General features: G+C 43.5%; 12 protein-coding genes. All 12 read right to left on the reverse strand.

The window, feature by feature from the left end:
* Positions 1-61: 61 nt before the first annotated feature.
* Positions 62-3283 (reverse strand): carbamoyl-phosphate synthase large subunit, encoded by a 3222-nt coding sequence (gene carB, locus EGC80_RS21570; protein ID WP_124012081.1) that lies wholly within the window; start codon positions 3281-3283, stop codon positions 62-64.
* A gap of 22 nt (positions 3284-3305) precedes the next feature.
* Positions 3306-4463, reverse strand: a complete 1158-nt coding sequence (gene carA / locus EGC80_RS21575; RefSeq protein ID WP_124012082.1) for a glutamine-hydrolyzing carbamoyl-phosphate synthase small subunit — start codon at positions 4461-4463, stop codon at positions 3306-3308.
* 189 nt (positions 4464-4652) lie between these two features.
* Positions 4653-5465, reverse strand: coding sequence for a 4-hydroxy-tetrahydrodipicolinate reductase (gene dapB / locus EGC80_RS21580; RefSeq protein ID WP_124012083.1), 813 nt, complete (start codon positions 5463-5465; stop codon positions 4653-4655).
* Positions 5466-5548: 83 nt separating this feature from the next.
* Complete coding sequence (locus tag EGC80_RS21585; RefSeq protein ID WP_101032529.1) at positions 5549-6166, reverse strand: FKBP-type peptidyl-prolyl cis-trans isomerase; 618 nt, start codon at positions 6164-6166, stop codon at positions 5549-5551.
* Between the two features lie 79 nt (positions 6167-6245).
* Positions 6246-7052: a M48 family metallopeptidase gene (locus EGC80_RS21590; RefSeq protein ID WP_124012084.1), complete on the reverse strand. Its 807-nt coding sequence runs from the start codon at positions 7050-7052 to the stop codon at positions 6246-6248.
* Between the two features lie 169 nt (positions 7053-7221).
* On the reverse strand, positions 7222-8460 hold the full coding sequence (locus EGC80_RS21595) for a DEAD/DEAH box helicase (protein WP_124012085.1): 1239 nt from the start codon (positions 8458-8460) through the stop codon (positions 7222-7224).
* A gap of 136 nt (positions 8461-8596) precedes the next feature.
* A complete protein-coding gene (dnaJ, locus tag EGC80_RS21600; RefSeq protein WP_101032532.1) occupies positions 8597-9724 on the reverse strand; it encodes a molecular chaperone DnaJ in 1128 nt (375 codons plus the stop codon).
* Between the two features lie 111 nt (positions 9725-9835).
* Positions 9836-11752: a molecular chaperone DnaK gene (dnaK, locus tag EGC80_RS21605; RefSeq protein WP_124012086.1), complete on the reverse strand. Its 1917-nt coding sequence runs from the start codon at positions 11750-11752 to the stop codon at positions 9836-9838.
* Positions 11753-12567: 815 nt separating this feature from the next.
* A complete protein-coding gene (locus EGC80_RS21610) occupies positions 12568-13842 on the reverse strand; it encodes a glutamate-5-semialdehyde dehydrogenase (RefSeq protein WP_124012087.1) in 1275 nt (424 codons plus the stop codon).
* Positions 13843-13852: 10 nt separating this feature from the next.
* Complete coding sequence (gene proB, locus EGC80_RS21615) at positions 13853-14962, reverse strand: glutamate 5-kinase (RefSeq protein ID WP_101032535.1); 1110 nt, start codon at positions 14960-14962, stop codon at positions 13853-13855.
* Between the two features lie 293 nt (positions 14963-15255).
* Positions 15256-16545 carry an NCS2 family permease gene (locus EGC80_RS21620; protein ID WP_101032536.1) on the reverse strand — a complete coding sequence of 430 codons (1290 nt, stop codon included), beginning with the start codon at positions 16543-16545 and terminating at the stop codon, positions 15256-15258.
* Between the two features lie 948 nt (positions 16546-17493).
* Entirely contained in the window at positions 17494-19038 is a 1545-nt protein-coding gene (locus tag EGC80_RS21625) for a M17 family metallopeptidase (protein WP_124012088.1), read from the reverse strand.
* Positions 19039-19106 lie beyond the last annotated feature (68 nt).

Here is a 19106-nt window from a genome sequence, read left to right on the forward strand (position 1 = left end):
CACCAAAATGTCATAAAAAAGGTCGCCTAATGGCGACCTTAATCATTAGCACACAATAAAGTTAACCTTTAATGCGTTTGTGTAACTCTTGCACTGAGGTCACTTTGATACGATCATCTGCAGCATGCGCTAAACACGTCGCAAAAGCGGCATTTAATGTCGTAGTGTAATTTACCTTATAGCGCAATGCTCCACGGCGGATCTGGCGAGAGTCTTCAATGGCTTGACGACCTTCTGTGGTGTTAACAATGTAGGTATATTCACCATTCTTAATACGATCAAGAATGTGTGGACGACCTTCATGTACCTTGTTAACTAAACGAGGATTAATCCCAGCTTCACCCAAGATAATGGCGGTACCATGAGTGGCATCAATTTGATAACCTAGCTCAATTAACTTAGAGGCTAAATCAGCAACACGTTTTTTATCACTATTACGCACAGATAATAACGCACGACCAGACTTAGGTACTTCAGATGTGGCACCCAGTTGTGCTTTTGCATACGCTTCAGCAAAAGTATCGCCAACGCCCATCACTTCACCAGTTGATCGCATTTCAGGACCTAACAGTGGATCAACACCTGGGAACTTGTTAAATGGCAATACCACTTCTTTGACAGAGAAATAAGGTGGGATCACTTCTTTGGTAAAGTTTTGTGAAATCAGGCTTTGGCCAACCATGACACGCGCGGCAATTTTAGCTAAAGGAACACCTGTCGCTTTAGACACAAACGGGACGGTACGGGCTGCACGTGGATTAACTTCAATCATATAGATTTCGTTATCTTTTACCGCAAACTGCACGTTCATTAAGCCGATTACGCCTAACTCAAAAGCCAATTTAGAGACTTGGTCACGCATTCTCGCCTGAACATCAGCACTTAAGGTATAAGGTGGTAATGAACAACCTGAGTCACCAGAGTGAACCCCTGCTTGTTCAATGTGCTCCATAATGGCGCCAACCACCACAGTTTCACCGTCACATACAGCATCTATATCCACTTCAATGGCATCATCTAAGAAGTGATCAAGTAATACTGGTGATGCATTAGAGACTTTAACCGCTTCATTAAAGTAGCGCAGTAAATCTTGCTTGTCGTAGACGATTTCCATCGCACGGCCGCCCAACACATAAGATGGACGAACTACCAGTGGATAACCGATAATTTCAGCTTCAATCACCGCACTTTCAACCGTCGTCACGGTAGCATTTTCAGGCTGCTTCATGTTTAAACGTTGAATCGCTTGTTGGAAGCGTTCACGGTCTTCTGCACGGTCAATCGCATCAGGACTGGTACCGATAATCGGTACGCCTGCGGCTTCTAATTCTCGCGCGAGTTTAAGCGGGGTTTGACCACCGTATTGTACGATTACGCCTTTTGGCTTTTCGATACGCACGATTTCGAGCACATCTTCTAACGTTACAGGCTCAAAGTACAAGCGATCAGATGTGTCGTAGTCGGTTGATACCGTTTCAGGGTTACAGTTAACCATGATGGTTTCATAACCGTCTTCGCGTAATGCTAATGCCGCATGGACACAACAGTAATCGAACTCAATACCTTGTCCGATACGATTCGGTCCACCACCCAGAATCATGATTTTTTCACGGTTCGATGGGTTAGCTTCACACTCTTCTTCATAGGTTGAATACATGTAAGCTGTATCAGTTGAAAATTCAGCAGCACAAGTATCTACACGCTTATAAACTGGGTGAATTTCATGGCGATGACGTAGTTTACGAATTTCACTTTCATTGACACCTAACACATCGGCTAAACGCGCATCAGAGAAACCTTTACGCTTTAATTGGCGTAAGTAGTTTTTCTCTAAACCTGACATACCCAGTTCAGCGACTTTCGCTTCTTGGTTAATCAAATCTTCGATTTGAACCAAGAACCAATGGTCAATATTAGTCAATGTGAAAATATCGTCACGACTTAACCCTGCACGGAATGCATCAGCGATGTACCAAATACGATCACAACCCGGCTCTTTTAATTCATGACGAATACGTTGCATAGCTTCGGGTGATTGTAAATCAACAACCGAATCAAAACCGTTACGACCCACTTCAAGGCCGCGTAAGGCTTTTTGCAATGACTCTTGGAAAGTACGGCCAATAGCCATTACTTCACCCACAGACTTCATTTGCGTCGTTAAGCGGTCATTTGCACCAGCAAACTTTTCAAAATTAAAACGCGGTATTTTGGTGACAACGTAGTCGATAGCAGGCTCGAACGATGCGGGTGTTTTACCACCAGTAATGTCGTTACTTAGCTCGTCTAATGTGTAACCGACAGCCAGTTTTGCGGCGATTTTAGCAATCGGAAAACCAGTCGCTTTAGAGGCTAATGCAGATGAACGAGATACGCGTGGATTCATCTCAATAATGACCATACGGCCCGTATCAGGACAAATACCAAACTGTACGTTTGAACCACCGGTTTCAACACCAATTTCACGCAATACGGCTAAAGAAGCGTTTCGCATTAATTGATATTCTTTGTCGGTAAGGGTTTGTGCTGGCGCAACGGTAATTGAGTCACCGGTGTGAACACCCATTGGGTCAAAGTTTTCGATAGCACAGACGATAATACAGTTATCGTTGCGGTCACGAACCACTTCCATCTCATATTCTTTCCAACCAATTAATGATTCATCAATCAATAATTCGTTAGTTGGCGACAAGTCTAAGCCTTGAGAACAAATCTCTTCAAACTCTTCTTTGTTGTAAGCAATCCCCCCGCCGCTACCACCCATGGTGAAAGACGGACGAATGATACAGGGAAAGCCCACCATATCTAATACGCCATAAGCTTCATCCATGTTATGCGCAATTCCAGCACGAGGACAATCTAACCCAATAGATTTCATCGCTTTGTCGAAACGACTGCGGTCTTCAGCTTTATCAATCGCATCCGCTGTCGCACCAATCATTTCAACATTAAACTCTTTTAGCACTCCTTTTGCTTCAAGCTGAAGGGCGCAGTTCAGTGCAGTTTGTCCACCCATAGTCGGTAGAATTGCATCAGGACGCTCCTTGGCAATGATGTTGCGTACCACTTCCCAATGTATTGGTTCGATATACGTTGCATCGGCCATTTCAGGGTCGGTCATAATGGTCGCAGGATTAGAGTTGACCAAAATGACACGATAGCCTTCTTCACGAAGCGCTTTACAGGCTTGCGCACCTGAATAATCAAACTCACACGCCTGACCAATAACAATTGGACCGGCACCTAGGATAAGAATACTTTTTATATCTGTACGTTTTGGCATTGCGTCGTCTTCTCCCAGATAACTACTTAGCGTGCTGACGGTATTGTTCAATGAGCTCGATAAAATGATCGAACAGTGGCGCGGCATCGGTTGGGCCTGGACTCGCTTCAGGGTGACCCTGAAAACTAAATGCAGGCTTGTCAGATAGATGAATACCTTGTAATGAACCATCAAATAATGACTTGTGAGTCACCTTAATGTTAGCCGGTAACGTGGTTTCATCGGCAGCAAAACCGTGGTTTTGACTGGTGATCATCACGCTGCCATTTTTAAGATTGCTCACTGGATGGTTTGCACCATGGTGACCAAATTTCATTTTTAAGGTTTTAGCACCAGAGGCAAGCGCTAATAATTGGTGACCTAGACAAATGCCAAATACAGGGATCTCTGTTGTTAATATTTGTTGAATCGCTGTAATGGCGTAGTCGCATGGCTCAGGATCGCCAGGTCCGTTTGATAGGAACACCCCATCTGGGTTCATCGCAAGTACATCGGCAGCAGAGGTTTGCGCGGGTACTACAGTCACATCACAACCACGATCAACCAACATACGCAAAATATTACGTTTTACACCGTAATCGTACGCGACAATTTTATATTTGAGTTCCGCTTCTGGTGTTTCAGACGGTAAACCACCGACTAATTTCCAGCTACCCATGCGCCATGTATACGCTTTATCGGTGGTCACTTCTTTGGCTAAATCCATGCCTTTTAGCCCTGGGAACGCTTTCGCGGCTGCCAGAGCTTTCGCTTCATCTAGGTCGCCGACCATAATACAACCGGCTTGAGCGCCTTTTTCACGCAAAATTCGAGTGAGTTTGCGAGTATCAATATCAGCAATACCAACCACATTATTCGCTTTTAAATAATCGCTTAATGATTGTTGGTTGCGGAAATTACTCGCCATAAGCGGTAAGTCACGAATAATTAAGCCACATGCATGAACCGAATCCGATTCTGTGTCTTCATCATTAGTACCTGTGTTACCGATGTGAGGATAGGTTAATGTTACTATTTGGCGTGAATATGAAGGATCCGTAAGGATCTCTTGGTAACCTGTCATTGAAGTATTAAATACCACTTCACCAACAGATATACCTGTAGCACCAATTGCGGTGCCAGAGAATACGGTTCCATCTTCGAGTACGAGTAAGGCAGACTGTGTCAACGCGACCTCCAGAAAAGAGCCAAGCCACTTAAATTAGGTGTTTTTATTTTGCACTATTTTTATTTTGCATTAAGATATCAATTTTCGTTACATTACGAAATTTTGACAAATTCTAGCGAGTCTATAAGAAATTAACTTTTACGTCTATATTTTGTCGGATTGTTTTCAAAAAAAAACACCAACGAGTGGTGTTTTTATTATCTAGTTCAATCCTAATACTTGCTGCATGTCATACAGACCTGCATTTTGATCTGAGAGCCAAAAAGCCGCCCTCATCGCCCCATTAGCAAAGGTCATCCTGCTCGTTGCTTTATGGGTTATTTCCAACCGTTCGCCCATATCAGCGAACATAGCGGTGTGTTCACCCACAATGTCACCAGCACGAACCGTTGCAAAACCAATGGTATTACGTTCGCGTTCACCGGTAATACCTTCACGTCCAAATACCGCACATTGCTCTAAATCACGACCCAATGTTTGGGCTATAATTTCACCCATTTTAAGCGCGGTACCTGACGGGGCATCTTTTTTATGCCGATGATGGGCTTCGATTATTTCGATATCGGTATAATCACCCATGACTTCTGTCGTCAGTGCGAGCAATTTCCACATCACATTCACACCAACAGACATATTAGGCGCTAACACCACGGGTACTTGTTCTGAATAGGCACCAATTAGCGTTTTTTGAGCATGATTAAAGCCTGTGGTACCGATCACGATTGCTTTGTGATTTTTCGCACACCAATCAAGATAAATAATTGAAGATTCTGGTGAGGTAAAATCGATCAGTACGTCAAAGTCATTAACAACACTATCAAGTGAATCGGTAATAGCAACATTCATTGCGCCGACACCAGCGAGTTCACCAGCATCAACACCAATTAGACTTGACCCGGTACGATCAATAGCAGCGCCAAGTACTATGACTTCTTGCTGTTTAGCAGATTCAATCAGTGTACGGCCCATACGGCCACTGGCACCAACTACAGCAATTCTCACTTTTGCAGTCATTTATTTCTCCCAGTTTTAACTAAAGGTAAACACAAAAACAGCATATACAAAAACGCCTAAGTTAACTTAGGCGTTTTTAATAACTAGATAATTTCTAACAACTCAATTTCGAATACCAAAGCTGAGTAAGGCGGGATTGATGCACCCGCGCCGCGCTCACCGTAAGCTAAGTGATGCGGGACATATAATTTAAGCTTAGTGCCAATAGGCATTAACTGTAATGCTTCAGTCCAACCGGCAATCACGCCAGATACTGGAAACTCAGCAGGCTGGTCACGAGCAACAGAGCTGTCGAATACATCACCACTGATAAAAGTACCATGGTAGTGAGTACGTACAGTTGAATCGTAAGTTGGTTTTTCGCCGTCACCTTGTACAAGCACTTCGTATTGAAGGCCAGACTCAGTTACCGTAATATCATCACGATTTGCGTTTTCTGTTAAGAATGCCTCACCTTCAGCAGCAGCTTCTTCTGCAGCAGCTTCTTGCTCTTCTTGTAAACGACGACTAATTTCAGTAAATGCAACTTGAAGCTCTTCCATTGATACTGCGCTTTCTTTACCGGCAAATGCATCAGCAAGACCAGCCTGAACGGCAGGGATATCAATACCTTCAAAAGAGTTTGCTGCTAGTTGCTCGCCCATTTGACGACCTACACCGTAGCTAGCATGCTGTTCCATTGTGCTGAACAAATCTGACATAATAATTTTCTCTCAATAAACATAAAAAATTCGCACCAGAGTTTATCACAATTAACTGCGTCAATGTTGGCAAAAAACGCTATTTAACGTGAGCCATTTTACACTCAGTCAAAGACTGTTTCCTTGCCTGTGTATAAAGCGGCATCACTTGATTTTGTGCCGCTTGCAAGTCTTCAATGCGATGACTGTGTGACGGATGCGTCGACAACAGCTCTGGCCCTTGCGCACCACCCGCTTTGGCCATGTTTTGCCACAAGGTAATACTTTGGTTAGGATTAAAGCCCGCTTTAGCCATTAACTCAAGACCGACGATATCAGCTTCTGATTCTTGGCTGCGACCAAAGGGTAAAATAATCCCCACTTTAGCCCCTAACCCAAGTCCGGCCATATACAGATCTTTATTGGCAACTCCCGATGCCCCAATAGCAGCATCCGCAGCCTGCATACCCAGCCCTGTTAGCTGGGCACGAGACACTTGCTCGTTACTATGTTGGGCTAATACATGGGCCACTTCATGTCCCATTACAGTAGCAAGCTGATCTTGGTTAACCGCGACGTTTAATAATCCACTATATACGCCAATGTGACCGCCGGGCAATGCAAATGCATTCACTTGATCTGATTCAAATAATACTACGTCCCATTGTTGCGACTGAACGGGTAATACTGCCGTAATACGCTTGGCAACACAGTTTACATAGTGGGTTTGCGCTTGGTTTTGACTTATTTTTTCAGTTTTCTTCATGGTCTCAAACGACTGAGCGCCCATCTGCTGCATCTGCGTATCAGAAAAAAGCAAGGTTTGCCCTCGACCTGTCGGCGATTGATTATTCACACAGCCAACTAATAAAGAAGTCAACAACATACTGAGTACTAACGGTTTCATCTGGTAAATCCTTATACTATTCACTTGCCATAGCGGTCAGTAAAATAATTATAGTCATTGATTATGGATAAGCGATGACTCATTTTACTGGGCAAACGTGTTATTGCCAAATGACAATGTCATTATGAGTGGCAGTCGAGACTAGATTACTGAGTATCAATTAAATCAATTAGGTCTTTTTATGGGGTGTAAAGTCACGAATACTGCGTTTGTTGGTTGTGCGTCGATTAGCTTGTTTGTCGCGAGGCGGACGTTTACTGCTTGAGTCGCTCGGTTTATCTGTCACCGGAAAACCCACTAATGCTTGCAAAGGTAATGCCTTTTGTGTCAACGCACGAATGGCATTTAAGCTTTCCATTTCACTATGACTCACCAAAGATATTGCAACACCTTGCAACCCAGCTCGGGCAGTACGGCCTATTCGATGGACATATACAGGAGCACTATTGGGTAAGTTAGCGTTTATCACCACAGGTAACGCTTCAATATCGATCCCACGAGCGAGTAAATCCGTTGCCACTAATACACTCACTTTTTGGGCTTTAAAATCAGCCAATGTCTGTCGGCGTAATGTTTGATCTTTATCGCCGTGAAGCGCGGCAGATGAAATTCCGGCTTTGAGTAGCTTTTTGGTTAATGAATCAGCATCATCTTTAGCATTAATAAACACTAAAACTTGCGACCATTGATGTTGATTAATCAAATTAATCAAGGCTTGTGCCTTGCTGCCTTTATTGACTAAATACAATTGTTGCTCAATTTCATCCACGGCGCTATTCAGGACGTTTGCTTCAATTCTTTGGCAGTTTTTGGACAAGACTTGCTGGGTTAATTGCACTAATGGCTCTGGAAATGTTGCTGAAAATAATAATGTCTGTCTGTTTGGCATTAGCGCTAATAGCTTGGTGATATCGGCTATAAATCCCATATCGAGTAAACGATCGGCTTCATCAAGCACTAATCGTTTTACTGAGCTCAAATCCACTATTTTCTGCTGGGTCAATTCCAATAACCGCCCCGGTGTAGCCACTATAATGTCTGCAGGCTTGTGTAAACGATCAACTTGTAACGATTGTAATTCTCCTCCGCAAAGCAAATCCATTGTGATATCAAGCGCCATTGCTATAGGGTTAAGAGTATCATGCACCTGTGAAGCCAGCTCTCTGGTTGGCACAATGACTAAAGCCTGTATTGCCGTTATATCGGCATTAACCTGGGCATTAACAGTCTGCAGTAAAGGGAGACCATAAGCATAGGTTTTGCCACTGCCAGTCTGCGCCAAGGCTAGTACATCTTTTCCGGCCAAAATAGCTGGAATAGCCAGAGTTTGAATACGAGTCGGCTCGTGGAGCCTTGCCGGTAATGCAGACAGTAAAGCAGGAGATAACGCTAAGGTTGAAAAAGGCATGGGATTATCACTAAGTGAACAATGGACGAAGTCTACTGAGGACGGTTGCAGAAGTAAAATAACTCACTATAAATAAAAAGGTTGCTTACCCTTGAGGTAAACAACCTTAATCGTCGTACGAGATAAAATAGGGCTATTAGCTATTTAAGTCTTGAAAAAAACTTTTAACCCCATCAAAAAAACCTTCTGCTTTTGGGCTATGTTTTTTTGATTCACCGGTTAATGTCGCTTCAAACTCCCGCAGTAACTCTTTTTGCGTGTCATTCAGATTAACAGGTGTTTCCATTACGACTTTGCACAACAAGTCGCCTACTGCATGGCTGCGAACTGACTTGACCCCTTTACCGCGTAAACGGAACATACGCCCAGTTTGAGTTTCTGTTGGGATCTTAAGGCTAACTTTGCCATCTAAGGTTGGTACTTCAATCTCGCCGCCTAATGCCGCTTTACTAAATGAAATAGGCACTTCACAGTATAGATTGTTGGCATCACGGGTAAAGATAGCGTGTTCACGTACACTGACCTGAACATATAAATCACCAGGAGGAGCGCCAAACTCGCCCGCTTCACCTTCACTGGTCAAACGAATGCGGTCACCCGTATCAACACCGGCTGGAATTTTAACTGACAGTGTTTTACTTTGTTCAACACGGCCTTCACCATGACATTTGCCACAAGGATCTTTAATGATTTTACCGCGACCATGACAAGTAGGACAGGCTTGCTGAACAGCAAAAAAGCCTTGGCGCATTTGTACTTGGCCTTGGCCATGACAAGTACCACAGGTGCTTGCCGAGGTACCTTTTTTAGCACCACTACCGTCACATAAATCACACGCGGCTAATGTCGGAATTCGCAGCTCTTTGGTCAATCCTCGTACGGCTTCTTCCAAAGACAATTCAAGGTTGTAACGTAAATCACTGCCTCGTGCAGCTTGACGTTGACCACCTCGGCGGCCACCACCAAAAATATCGCCGAAAACATCACCGAAGATGTCGCCAAAATCACCTTGGCCACCGCCGTGTCCACCACGATTAGGATCGACACCTGCATGACCAAATTGATCATAAGCCGCTTTCTTGTCGCTGTCGGTTAAAATTTCGTACGCTTCTTTAATTTCTTTAAAGCTGGCTTCTGCGGCTTTGTCACCCGGATTACGGTCAGGGTGAAATTTCATCGCTAAGCGTTTGTACGCTTTTTTAATTTCGCGTTCACTGGTGTCTCGTCCAACACCTAGAACTTCGTAATAATCACGCTTTGACATAGTGTTCAGTTTCTCGAAGGTGTGAGTAATTTGATAAACTTAATTTATACAAACGGGCGTTTGAGGATAACCCCAACGCCCGCTTTAATAGTAACTAACTGAAATTGCTAATTACTTTTTGTCTTCTTTAACTTCTTCGAACTCAGCATCAACAACATCATCAGCAGGCTTATCTTGGCCAGCATCTTGCGCTTGACCTTCTGCATCACCTTGAGCTTTAGCTTGAGCAATTTCCATTAGCTTAGCAGACGCTTCGATCAGACCTTGAGTCGCGGTATCAATGGCTTCTTTATCTTTGCCTTTAATGGCCGTTTCTAAAGTGGCGATTGCCGCTTCAATCTTTTCTTTTTCGTCGCTAGCTAACGCATCACCGGCTTCTTCAACTTGTTTTTTAGTTGAATGAGCTAAGCCATCGGCTTGGTTACGTGCATGAACTAACTCTTCAAATTTCGCATCTTCATCAGCATGAGCTTCTGCGTCACGTACCATTTGTTCAACTTCTTCATCAGACAAACCTGAAGAGGCTTTAATGGTGATGTTTTGTTTCTTACCTGTTTTCTTGTCTGTTGCAGACACATGTAAGATACCATCAGCATCGATGTCGAACATCACTTCTACTTGTGGTTGGCCACGTGGTGCTGGCTCAATACCTTCAAGGTTGAATTGACCTAATGACTTGTTCGCACTTGCTTGCTTACGCTCACCTTGAAGTACATGGATAGTCACGGCACTTTGGTTGTCGTCAGCGGTTGAGAATACTTGCTGAGCTTTAGTCGGGATAGTGGTGTTCTTCTCGATAAGCTTAGTCATCACACTGCCCATGGTTTCAATACCAAGAGATAGTGGTGTAACGTCAAGTAGAAGTACGTCTTTCACTTCACCAGAAAGTACGCCAGCTTGAATGGCTGCGCCAACGGCAACCGCTTCATCTGGGTTAACGTCTTTACGTGGCTCTTTGCCGAAGAAGTTAGTGACCGCTTCTTGTACTTTAGGCATACGAGTCTGACCACCAACAAGAATCACTTCATTGATGTCTGAAATTGATAAATCAGCATCAGCTAAGGCAACTTTTAACGGCTCTAGAGTACGTTGAATTAAGTCTTCAACCAATGACTCTAACTTGGCACGGGTAATTTTAACCACTAAGTGCTTAGGACCTGTTGCATCGGCTGTGATGTAAGGTAAGTTGACTTCAGTGTGGTTAGTGCTTGAAAGTTCGATTTTTGCTTTTTCAGCGGCTTCTTTCAAACGTTGCATAGCCAATGGATCGCGACGTAGATCTAAACCTTGGTCTTTTTTGAACTCATCGGCTAAATAGTTGATCAAACGGTTATCAAAGTCTTCACCACCTAAGTGAGTGTCACCATTGGTTGCTAACACTTCAAATGTTTGATCGCCATCATTGCTGTCGATTTCGATGATAGAGATATCGAATGTACCACCACCTAAGTCGTATACTGCAACAACGTTATCGCCTTGCTTCTTATCGATACCGTATGCAAGAGCAGCAGCAGTAGGCTCGTTGATGATACGCTTAACATCAAGACCTGCGATACGACCGGCATCTTTCGTTGCTTGACGTTGTGAATCGTTAAAGTAAGCAGGAACAGTAATAACCGCTTCGGTTACTTCTTCACCTAAAAAGTCTTCTGCTGTTTTCTTCATCTTTTTCAAGATTTCAGCAGAAACTTGTGGTGGTGCCATTTTATTTCCACGTGACTCAACCCATGCATCACCATTATCAGCTCCGATAATTTTGAATGGCATGATGTTCACATCACGTTGAACTTCGTCATCTTTAAAACGACGTCCAATTAAACGCTTAATGGCGAAAAAGGTGTTTGTTGGGTTGGTTACCGCTTGACGCTTGGCAGGTTGGCCAACAATAATTTCATCTTCGGTATAAGCGATGATTGATGGGGTTGTACGCTCACCCTCTGCGTTTTCGATTACGCGTGCTTTGCCGCCATCAAGGACTGCAACACACGAGTTTGTTGTGCCTAAATCGATACCAATAATTTTGCCCATGGGGTCCTCCGGAATTGACGTTATTCGTCGCTAATATGTTATTTGATGTTGATATGGGGATGATCAGCAAGTATTTCAAGCATTTTGTTACTTAACTTGAGATTCATAATTGACCACTCATATCAGCCTTGATACCTATATTGGGACAACAAAGTGAATTACAAGGGGATAAGTAAAATTTATCATCTAAAATTTATCATCAATTGCAGATATCGTTATAGCGCCAAGCTAAGTAAGTAAAGGGATATTATTTATCAATGCCATTGGCGGCTTAAGTGACCATAATAGTGAAAGCAACAACCGTGAGGTCAGCCCAATCGGGTACTGATATGATTTAGGCGCGGTATTATTATGGGCGACAGTGGCGACCGCCTTTTAAGTGCATTCGTTTTTTTAGCTCGTTACAACGGAGGTTGGTCGCAGTATTAACCTTAATAATGGCGTTGTTAATTATTCTGCCGTTTTAGCAATTTAATCCTCAACCGACAATATTAGCGCTAGGGTACTTTTAACACCGGTATTATTGATTGGTATTATTAATTGGAGGTTGAATTAGATACTAGGTTCTAGTGTCGCTGCTATAGCGGACTACGTCCTGCTAGTTCGCTACGCGGATAGAGCGCTGCGCTTCTAGAGCGGACTGCGTCCTGCTAGGGACAGCTTCGCTGCTAAGATCCTAGGCCGCTATGCGGATAGGCTGTTGATTTTATAGAATCTAGCAGCGAAGCGCTCTAGCCTCTAGGCCTATTACTTTTAGCTTATATAAAATCTAGCTGCTAGGCCTTTATTGTCATAAGCAACGCAAACAACACCGGTTATTGTCTACTGGTATAATCCCCCCAAGCTAGCCACTTATACGTGGTCAGTGCATCTAACCCCATCGGACCTCGGGCATGCAGCTTCTGCGTACTCACGGCCACTTCGGCGCCAAGGCCAAACTGTGAACCATCAGTAAAACGAGTACTGGCATTAACATACACAGCCGCTGAATCAACTCGGTTCAAAAAGTCACTCGCCGTATGAATGTTATCCGTTAAAATGGCCTCAGAATGCCCAGTAGAATATTGACGAATATGCGCCACAGCTTCGTCAATATGATTGACGATTTTGATCCCTAATGTGAGCGATAACCACTCGGTTGAGAATGACTCATCATGTGCCGGTGTCACCTCAAAACCTAACCCCTCAAGATAAGGTAAGGAGCTTGCACAAGCATGGAAGCGAACGCCCAACGAGTGCAAATGTGATGCTATATTGGGAATAAACTCGGCAGCAACGTGTTGATGTACTAACAAAGTATCCAGTGCATTACACACAGTAGGGCGCTGAACCTTAGCGTTGGCAATCACCTCGATTGCGCGCACTAAATCGGCTTGCTTATCGACAAATAAATGACAAATACCAATGCCACCTAAAATCACCGGAATACTCGACTGCTCAGCACACAATCGCTGCAGATTATGGCCACCGCGAGGAATAATCATATCCACATATTTGTCGAGTCTAAGTAAGCCGCTAACAAGACTACGCTCTGGTGAATCGATTAGCTGTACAGCATCTTTAGGCAAGTCTTCGCTAACAAGCGCATCACGGATCACGTCACTTAATACTTTATTTGTGGTTAAGGTTTCTTTACCGCCACGCAAAATCACTGCATTACCGGTTTTTAATGCTAACACGGCTATATCCACAGTGACATTTGGGCGAGCCTCATAAATAACCCCCACCACACCTACTGGCACACTGCGACGAGTTAATCGTAAGCCGTTATCTAATACCCGACTTTCAGCTTCTTTGCCGATAGGATCAGCCAGTGCGATAACATTATCAATGTCGGTAATAATAGCGCCCAAGCGCCCCTCATCAAGCATCAATCTGTCTATCATAGCTTCAGTTAAACCATTTTGTTTCGCCGCGGCAACATCTTGCGCATTCGCTTGTAAAATATCATTTTTACGCAGTGCTAAGCGATCGGCAATTGTCATTAATAATACCGATTTTTGTTTAGCGGTTAAACTCGCTAAGATAAAACTTGCTGCCTTAGCGCGTTGCCCTAATTGGGTTAAATATTCTGTTTCTGAGGCTGACATCTGCTTATCCTTAATTATCAAGTATGACCATATCATTGCGATGAACCACTGCATCACCGTAGTTATAGCCTAGTAAACTTTCTATCTCATCAGAGTGTTTACCGCTAATTTTGGTTAGATCATTGGCACAATATCGACTAATTCCTTTAGCCAAAATCTTGCCTGTTTGATTAACAATGAGTAAGGTCGCACCACGCTCAAAATGACCTTCAATATCAACAATACCTTTTGATAATAAGCTGCGACCATTAGCAACCACCGCGACAGAGGCGCCGGCATCAACAATTAATTTCCCTTGTGATGCGGGGCCAGCAAGGATCCATTGTTTACGACTCTCTAATGGGTTTTCTATCGCACTAAAATGAGTGCCAACCGACTCCCTAGCAGCCACTTTGGCAATCACATCAGGGTGATGTCCAGACGCTATCACGACTTCGATGCCTGCACGGCGCGCCACATCGGCCGCTTCTAGTTTAGTTGCCATCCCGCCGGTGCCAAGTCCGGAAACAGAGCCGCCAGCCAGTAAACGTAAACTGTCATCAATATTGACGACTTGTTTAATCAATTGCGCATTAGGATGAGTGCGAGGATCGGCATCAAATAAGCCTTTTTGATCAGTGAGTAAGATGAGTAAGTCAGCATCACAGAGCAGTGCGGCCCGCGCAGACAAATTATCATTATCACCGACTTTAATCTCATTGGTTGCGACGGCATCATTTTCGTTAATAATAGGGATAATATTATGCGCTAATAATGCATTTAAGGTGTCGCGGGCATTAAGGTAACGTTCGCGATCTTGTAAATCTGCACGCGTTAATAATAGTTGGCCAACTTGTAAACCATAAATACTGAATAATTGTGACCACGCCAAAATTAACTGACCTTGACCCACAGCAGCAAGTAACTGTTTGTTCGCCATAGTATCGGGCAACACCGGATAATGTAAATGCTCTCGCCCAGCAGCAATAGCACCCGATGTACACAAAACCACCTCAATGCCTGAACGCATAAGCGAAGCCATTTGCCTGGCTAATTCAACCATATGTGCTCTATCAAGCTTCTTACTGCCAGATGTCAGCACACTGGTACCCAACTTAACTACTACGCGGCGATAACCCATTTGTTTTACTCAATTTACCAAAACATTCAGTCCATTTTTATACCTAATTCACTCGATAATTCATAGTAAAAGCCGCTAATAGTAGATTATTTATCTAGATTAACCTCGGCTCGGGATAATAAACGGTTATCAAACAGTTCTTTGCCCCGCTAACTGCATTGCATTGACTTGCAATAGGCCGGCTATTGATGCGTCAATACGCCTTATTAGAAAAACAAAAAAAGGGCTATTAGCCCTTTTTTTATTGGCCTTCGCCAATTTATTACCGTTTGCCCATATTCATGGGATGCCCGTTAACCATAAATAAACTTGGCAATAAACAATGCCGCCACCACTAGAATACCTGAATTTAAATCTTTAAAACGCCCTGTCAGCAATTTGATCACCGCATAAGAAATAAACCCAAGACCAATAGCATTGGCAATAGAAAAAGTTAACGGCATTAATAAGCAAGTGACTACTACAGGAGCCGCTTCAGTTATATCGTCCCAATCAACATTCACTAACCCCGACATCATTAAGATAGCAACATAAAACAATGTCCCTGTTGTCGCATAAGCTGGCACCATAGCGGCTAAGGGCGAGAAAAATAATGACGCTATAAATAACAATCCAACGACTACTGCGGTTAAACCAGTACGACCGCCGGCACTCACCCCAGCAATACTTTCAATGTAGCTCGTGGTGGTTGATGTACCCAATGCTGCACCGGTAATGGTGGCAACGCTATCGGCGGTTAAAGCACGTTTTACACGAGGTAAACGCCCTTTTTCATCAAGTAATCCACCGCGTTGTGCAACAGCAATTAGGGTGCCTGATGTGTCAAATAGATCGACAAACAAAAAGGCAAACACCACAGATAGCATGCTCACTTCTAATACACTCGACAGGTCCATTTTCATAAATGTCGGTGCGATAGACGGTGGCATAGCCATTAACCCTTGATACTGCACATCACCAAAAAAGATGCCTAAAATCGTCACGATCAGAATACTGAAAATAACCGCGGCCTTTAGACCGCGATGAACCATGGCAATAATCAAGAAAAAACTTAACGCAGCCATCACAGCAGGAAACGAAGTAATATCCCCCATGGTCACTAACGTAGCCGGACTTGCTATCACAATCCCAGCATTTTTTAAGCCTATTAACGCTAAAAACAACCCAATACCGGCCGCAATACCAAAACGCAACGACATAGGAATACTATTGACAATCCATTCACGAATTCTGACTAAGGATAAAATCAAGAAGCACACCCCAGACATAAACACAGCGCCAAGTGCGGTTTCCCAGCTATAACCCATTTCCCCTACAACCGTGTAAGTAAAAAAGGCATTCAGTCCCATACCGGGGGCTAATGCAATAGGATAATTTGCCAATAACCCCATGACTAAACAACCAATCGCTGCGGCTAAACATGTTGCAACAAATACCGCACCATGGTCCATCCCGGCATCAGCAAGCATCATAGGGTTGACAAAAATGATGTAGGCCATTGTTAAAAAGGTAGTAAGTCCGGCCACAGCCTCTTGCTTAAGACTTGTGTTGTTCTGTTTAAGTTTAAATAATTTTTCTAACATGGAACGCGGTTCCTTGGGCAAAGGTTAAAATTGAATTAATAGCGTTAATAGTTTTGACAGTGTTATTAGCTACAGATGAGGATGCGGTAAGCCATATACCGCTTAACATTGTCACTACGTCGACATCTTTACAGAGGGCTTACTTTAATGCGGGGGAATTATAAGTACTTACGACCTTGATAGCTATAAATAGCCTTTTTCCTGAAAGATTTCAGTTTTTTATATAGCGCACGAAACTGCGACAATTCAGCTAATAACATCCTAAATCAATGCCGCTAACACTAAAACGATCCCAAATCACTACAACTAAATTATCACACCAAAATTGGGACAAAAAAAAGCCTACTCAATAGAGTAGGCAGACATGTTACAAGCATCCCATATGGGGAGAGGAAAACTAGCATCACTTAACATGATGAGGCGATAAATTAATTTACCACCCTGTCTAAAAACGTCAAACAAGACGAACAAAAGGTTGATGAATATTAAAACGACGTAAAGAGGGTCAATTCTTAACGTTTCATGGCGAATATACCGCCACGTAAAACGGTTACATCAGCAAACCAAGTGTTTTGCCAATAAAATTTGCTGTTACCTGTATAAGACATGGTCTTCTCCTGAATAATGTAAAGTTGCATAAACCTAGTAAAGCTTGGCTCGATTCCCTGGAACGTACATTTCTCAAATCCATTGAGACAACTTGTCACTCAGATCCTTGGAGGCTATATCCATCCTGGATTAACTAGAGCCGACAACCACAATGCTTGTCGACCCGATGAATTATACCGAACTGTAATTAAATTACAAGTATTATCGGCTTTAATTCACAAAAAACGCATTAAAAGTGACTTTATTACATTAAACCCGGATTATAATTATGTAATTATATTGTAAATAGCATGTTTTATTTATATTAAAATCTATAATATCATGCACTTAATAAGGTATTTACCACAACTTAGACAAGTGTAATAAAGCAACCAAAGGGCTTGCCGTTGGCTTACCATAGAGAGGATCGCCCTCAACAGCACTGCCAGCAATATCAATATGAGTGAATGCCAGTGTTGTTTGCATTAGTCCAGAGGCTTTTATTAAGAATGCTGCAGGATATTGATGTCCGCGAGCCGTAATTGAAGACGGTCCATTATTAGAAGACACCACATCGGCAACGCCATTTTTATCGGCAACCTTGTCAAAATCCTCAGTGCGTAAGCGAGAGACCTCGAACGGCTCACCCCATAATTCACCCACGTCTGCTAATAATGCGGCGACGCCTTGCTGTTTAGCGGCGCTATTTTCAACTAATGCTGGATAACCACCGTACGCGCGCACGACGTGACCGGTTAATGTTGCCAACGAAAATAATTGTGGATTCACAGCTGTTTGTGCCTGTATACGCAAATGTGATAACAAGTCAGCTAACACTAAACGACCTTCGGCATCAGTATTACCTATGCGAACTCGTACACCCGCATGGCTAGTAATAATTTCATCGGTGACAAACGCATCACTGCCGATACTATTTCTAACCAACCCAAGCTCTGCAACCACTTTGATACCTTTAGGTTTAAGTATCGACAATGCTTTCATTAATCCGGCGACAGCAGCTGCACCGCCTTTATCACGACTCATACCTGCCATAGAACCGGCCACTTTAATGTCAGCCCCGCCAGTATCGTAAATCACCCCTTTGCCCGCAAAGAATAACGTTTTTGTTATTGTTCCTTCGCCAACATATTCAAGCTTTACCACTCGAGGATGATGACGTTCAACCCCAAATGAGCTTCTGCCAACCGCACTCAATAGGGGATATTGCGCCTTCAACTGCTCCACTTGATCAATCACAGACACAGCTAAACCGCTATCAGCAAAAGCATCAATACAATATTGTGCAAACCCAATAGCGGACATCCGCTCAGGCTCTGTACCGCAGAGATCGCGTGCCAACACTCGCCCGGACTCCGCAGCATTAAGTAACATACTGTGTGCCGATGTATTCAATAATCCGATAGCCTCTAAACTTGGTAGTAATGACTTTGCTTCTCGCGCCTCTAAGGGTTGCCATAGCTCTTGCCCACACGCCAATGCTGCAACTTGTTCTGCATAGACAAAACGTTTATCGCTCACGGCGGGGACCACTAACAAAGGTTTAATGGCTCCCGCTGCTTTGGCAATGGCAATACCTTCTCGGGCGGCTTTAGCAAAAATTCTGACATCGCTGTACTCGTTAACGCTATCGGTCACGGGCGAGATAATCAAGCGACCGCCGGCTAAGCCAGATGCAAATAATAGTGTTGCACTTTTACCGACACGCATATCGATTTGACTGGCGTGCGCCGCCAGTAAACTGATTTCATCTTGCTTAATCTCAGCCAAACTTGTCGCGACGACGACTACCGCATCCCAACCTTCACCTTCAAAAATGGCTTCATCACTGGCGACATCAATAATGGGCACTTGAAATGCAGTAACAGCTTTGTTTGCTTGGTTCATAAAAAATCCTTAATCAATGGGTATACCGGTAGATTGATGGGTTCATAATTATTTACAGGTTTTGTGGA

It is taken from the genome of Shewanella psychromarinicola, from assembly GCF_003855155.1.
GTDB classification, from domain to species: domain Bacteria; phylum Pseudomonadota; class Gammaproteobacteria; order Enterobacterales; family Shewanellaceae; genus Shewanella; species Shewanella psychromarinicola.

Bases quoted from the DNA above. Each gene is read 5' to 3' on its own strand.
- dnaJ (WP_101032532.1), bottom strand. From the start codon at position 9,724: ATGTCAAAGCGTGATTATTACGAAGTTCTAGGTGTTGGACGAGACACC.
- dnaK (WP_124012086.1), bottom strand. From the start codon at position 11,752: ATGGGCAAAATTATTGGTATCGATTTAGGCACAACAAACTCGTGTGTT.
- dapB (WP_124012083.1), bottom strand. From the start codon at position 5,465: ATGACTGCAAAAGTGAGAATTGCTGTAGTTGGTGCCAGTGGCCGTATG.
- proB (WP_101032535.1), bottom strand. From the start codon at position 14,962: ATGGGTTATCGCCGCGTAGTAGTTAAGTTGGGTACCAGTGTGCTGACA.
- EGC80_RS21610 (WP_124012087.1), bottom strand. From the start codon at position 13,842: ATGTCAGCCTCAGAAACAGAATATTTAACCCAATTAGGGCAACGCGCT.
- EGC80_RS21625 (WP_124012088.1), bottom strand. From the start codon at position 19,038: ATGAACCAAGCAAACAAAGCTGTTACTGCATTTCAAGTGCCCATTATT.
- EGC80_RS21620 (WP_101032536.1), bottom strand. From the start codon at position 16,545: ATGTTAGAAAAATTATTTAAACTTAAACAGAACAACACAAGTCTTAAG.
- carB (WP_124012081.1), bottom strand. From the start codon at position 3,283: ATGCCAAAACGTACAGATATAAAAAGTATTCTTATCCTAGGTGCCGGT.
- EGC80_RS21590 (WP_124012084.1), bottom strand. From the start codon at position 7,052: ATGAAACCGTTAGTACTCAGTATGTTGTTGACTTCTTTATTAGTTGGC.
- EGC80_RS21585 (WP_101032529.1), bottom strand. From the start codon at position 6,166: ATGTCAGATTTGTTCAGCACAATGGAACAGCATGCTAGCTACGGTGTA.
- EGC80_RS21595 (WP_124012085.1), bottom strand. From the start codon at position 8,460: ATGCCTTTTTCAACCTTAGCGTTATCTCCTGCTTTACTGTCTGCATTA.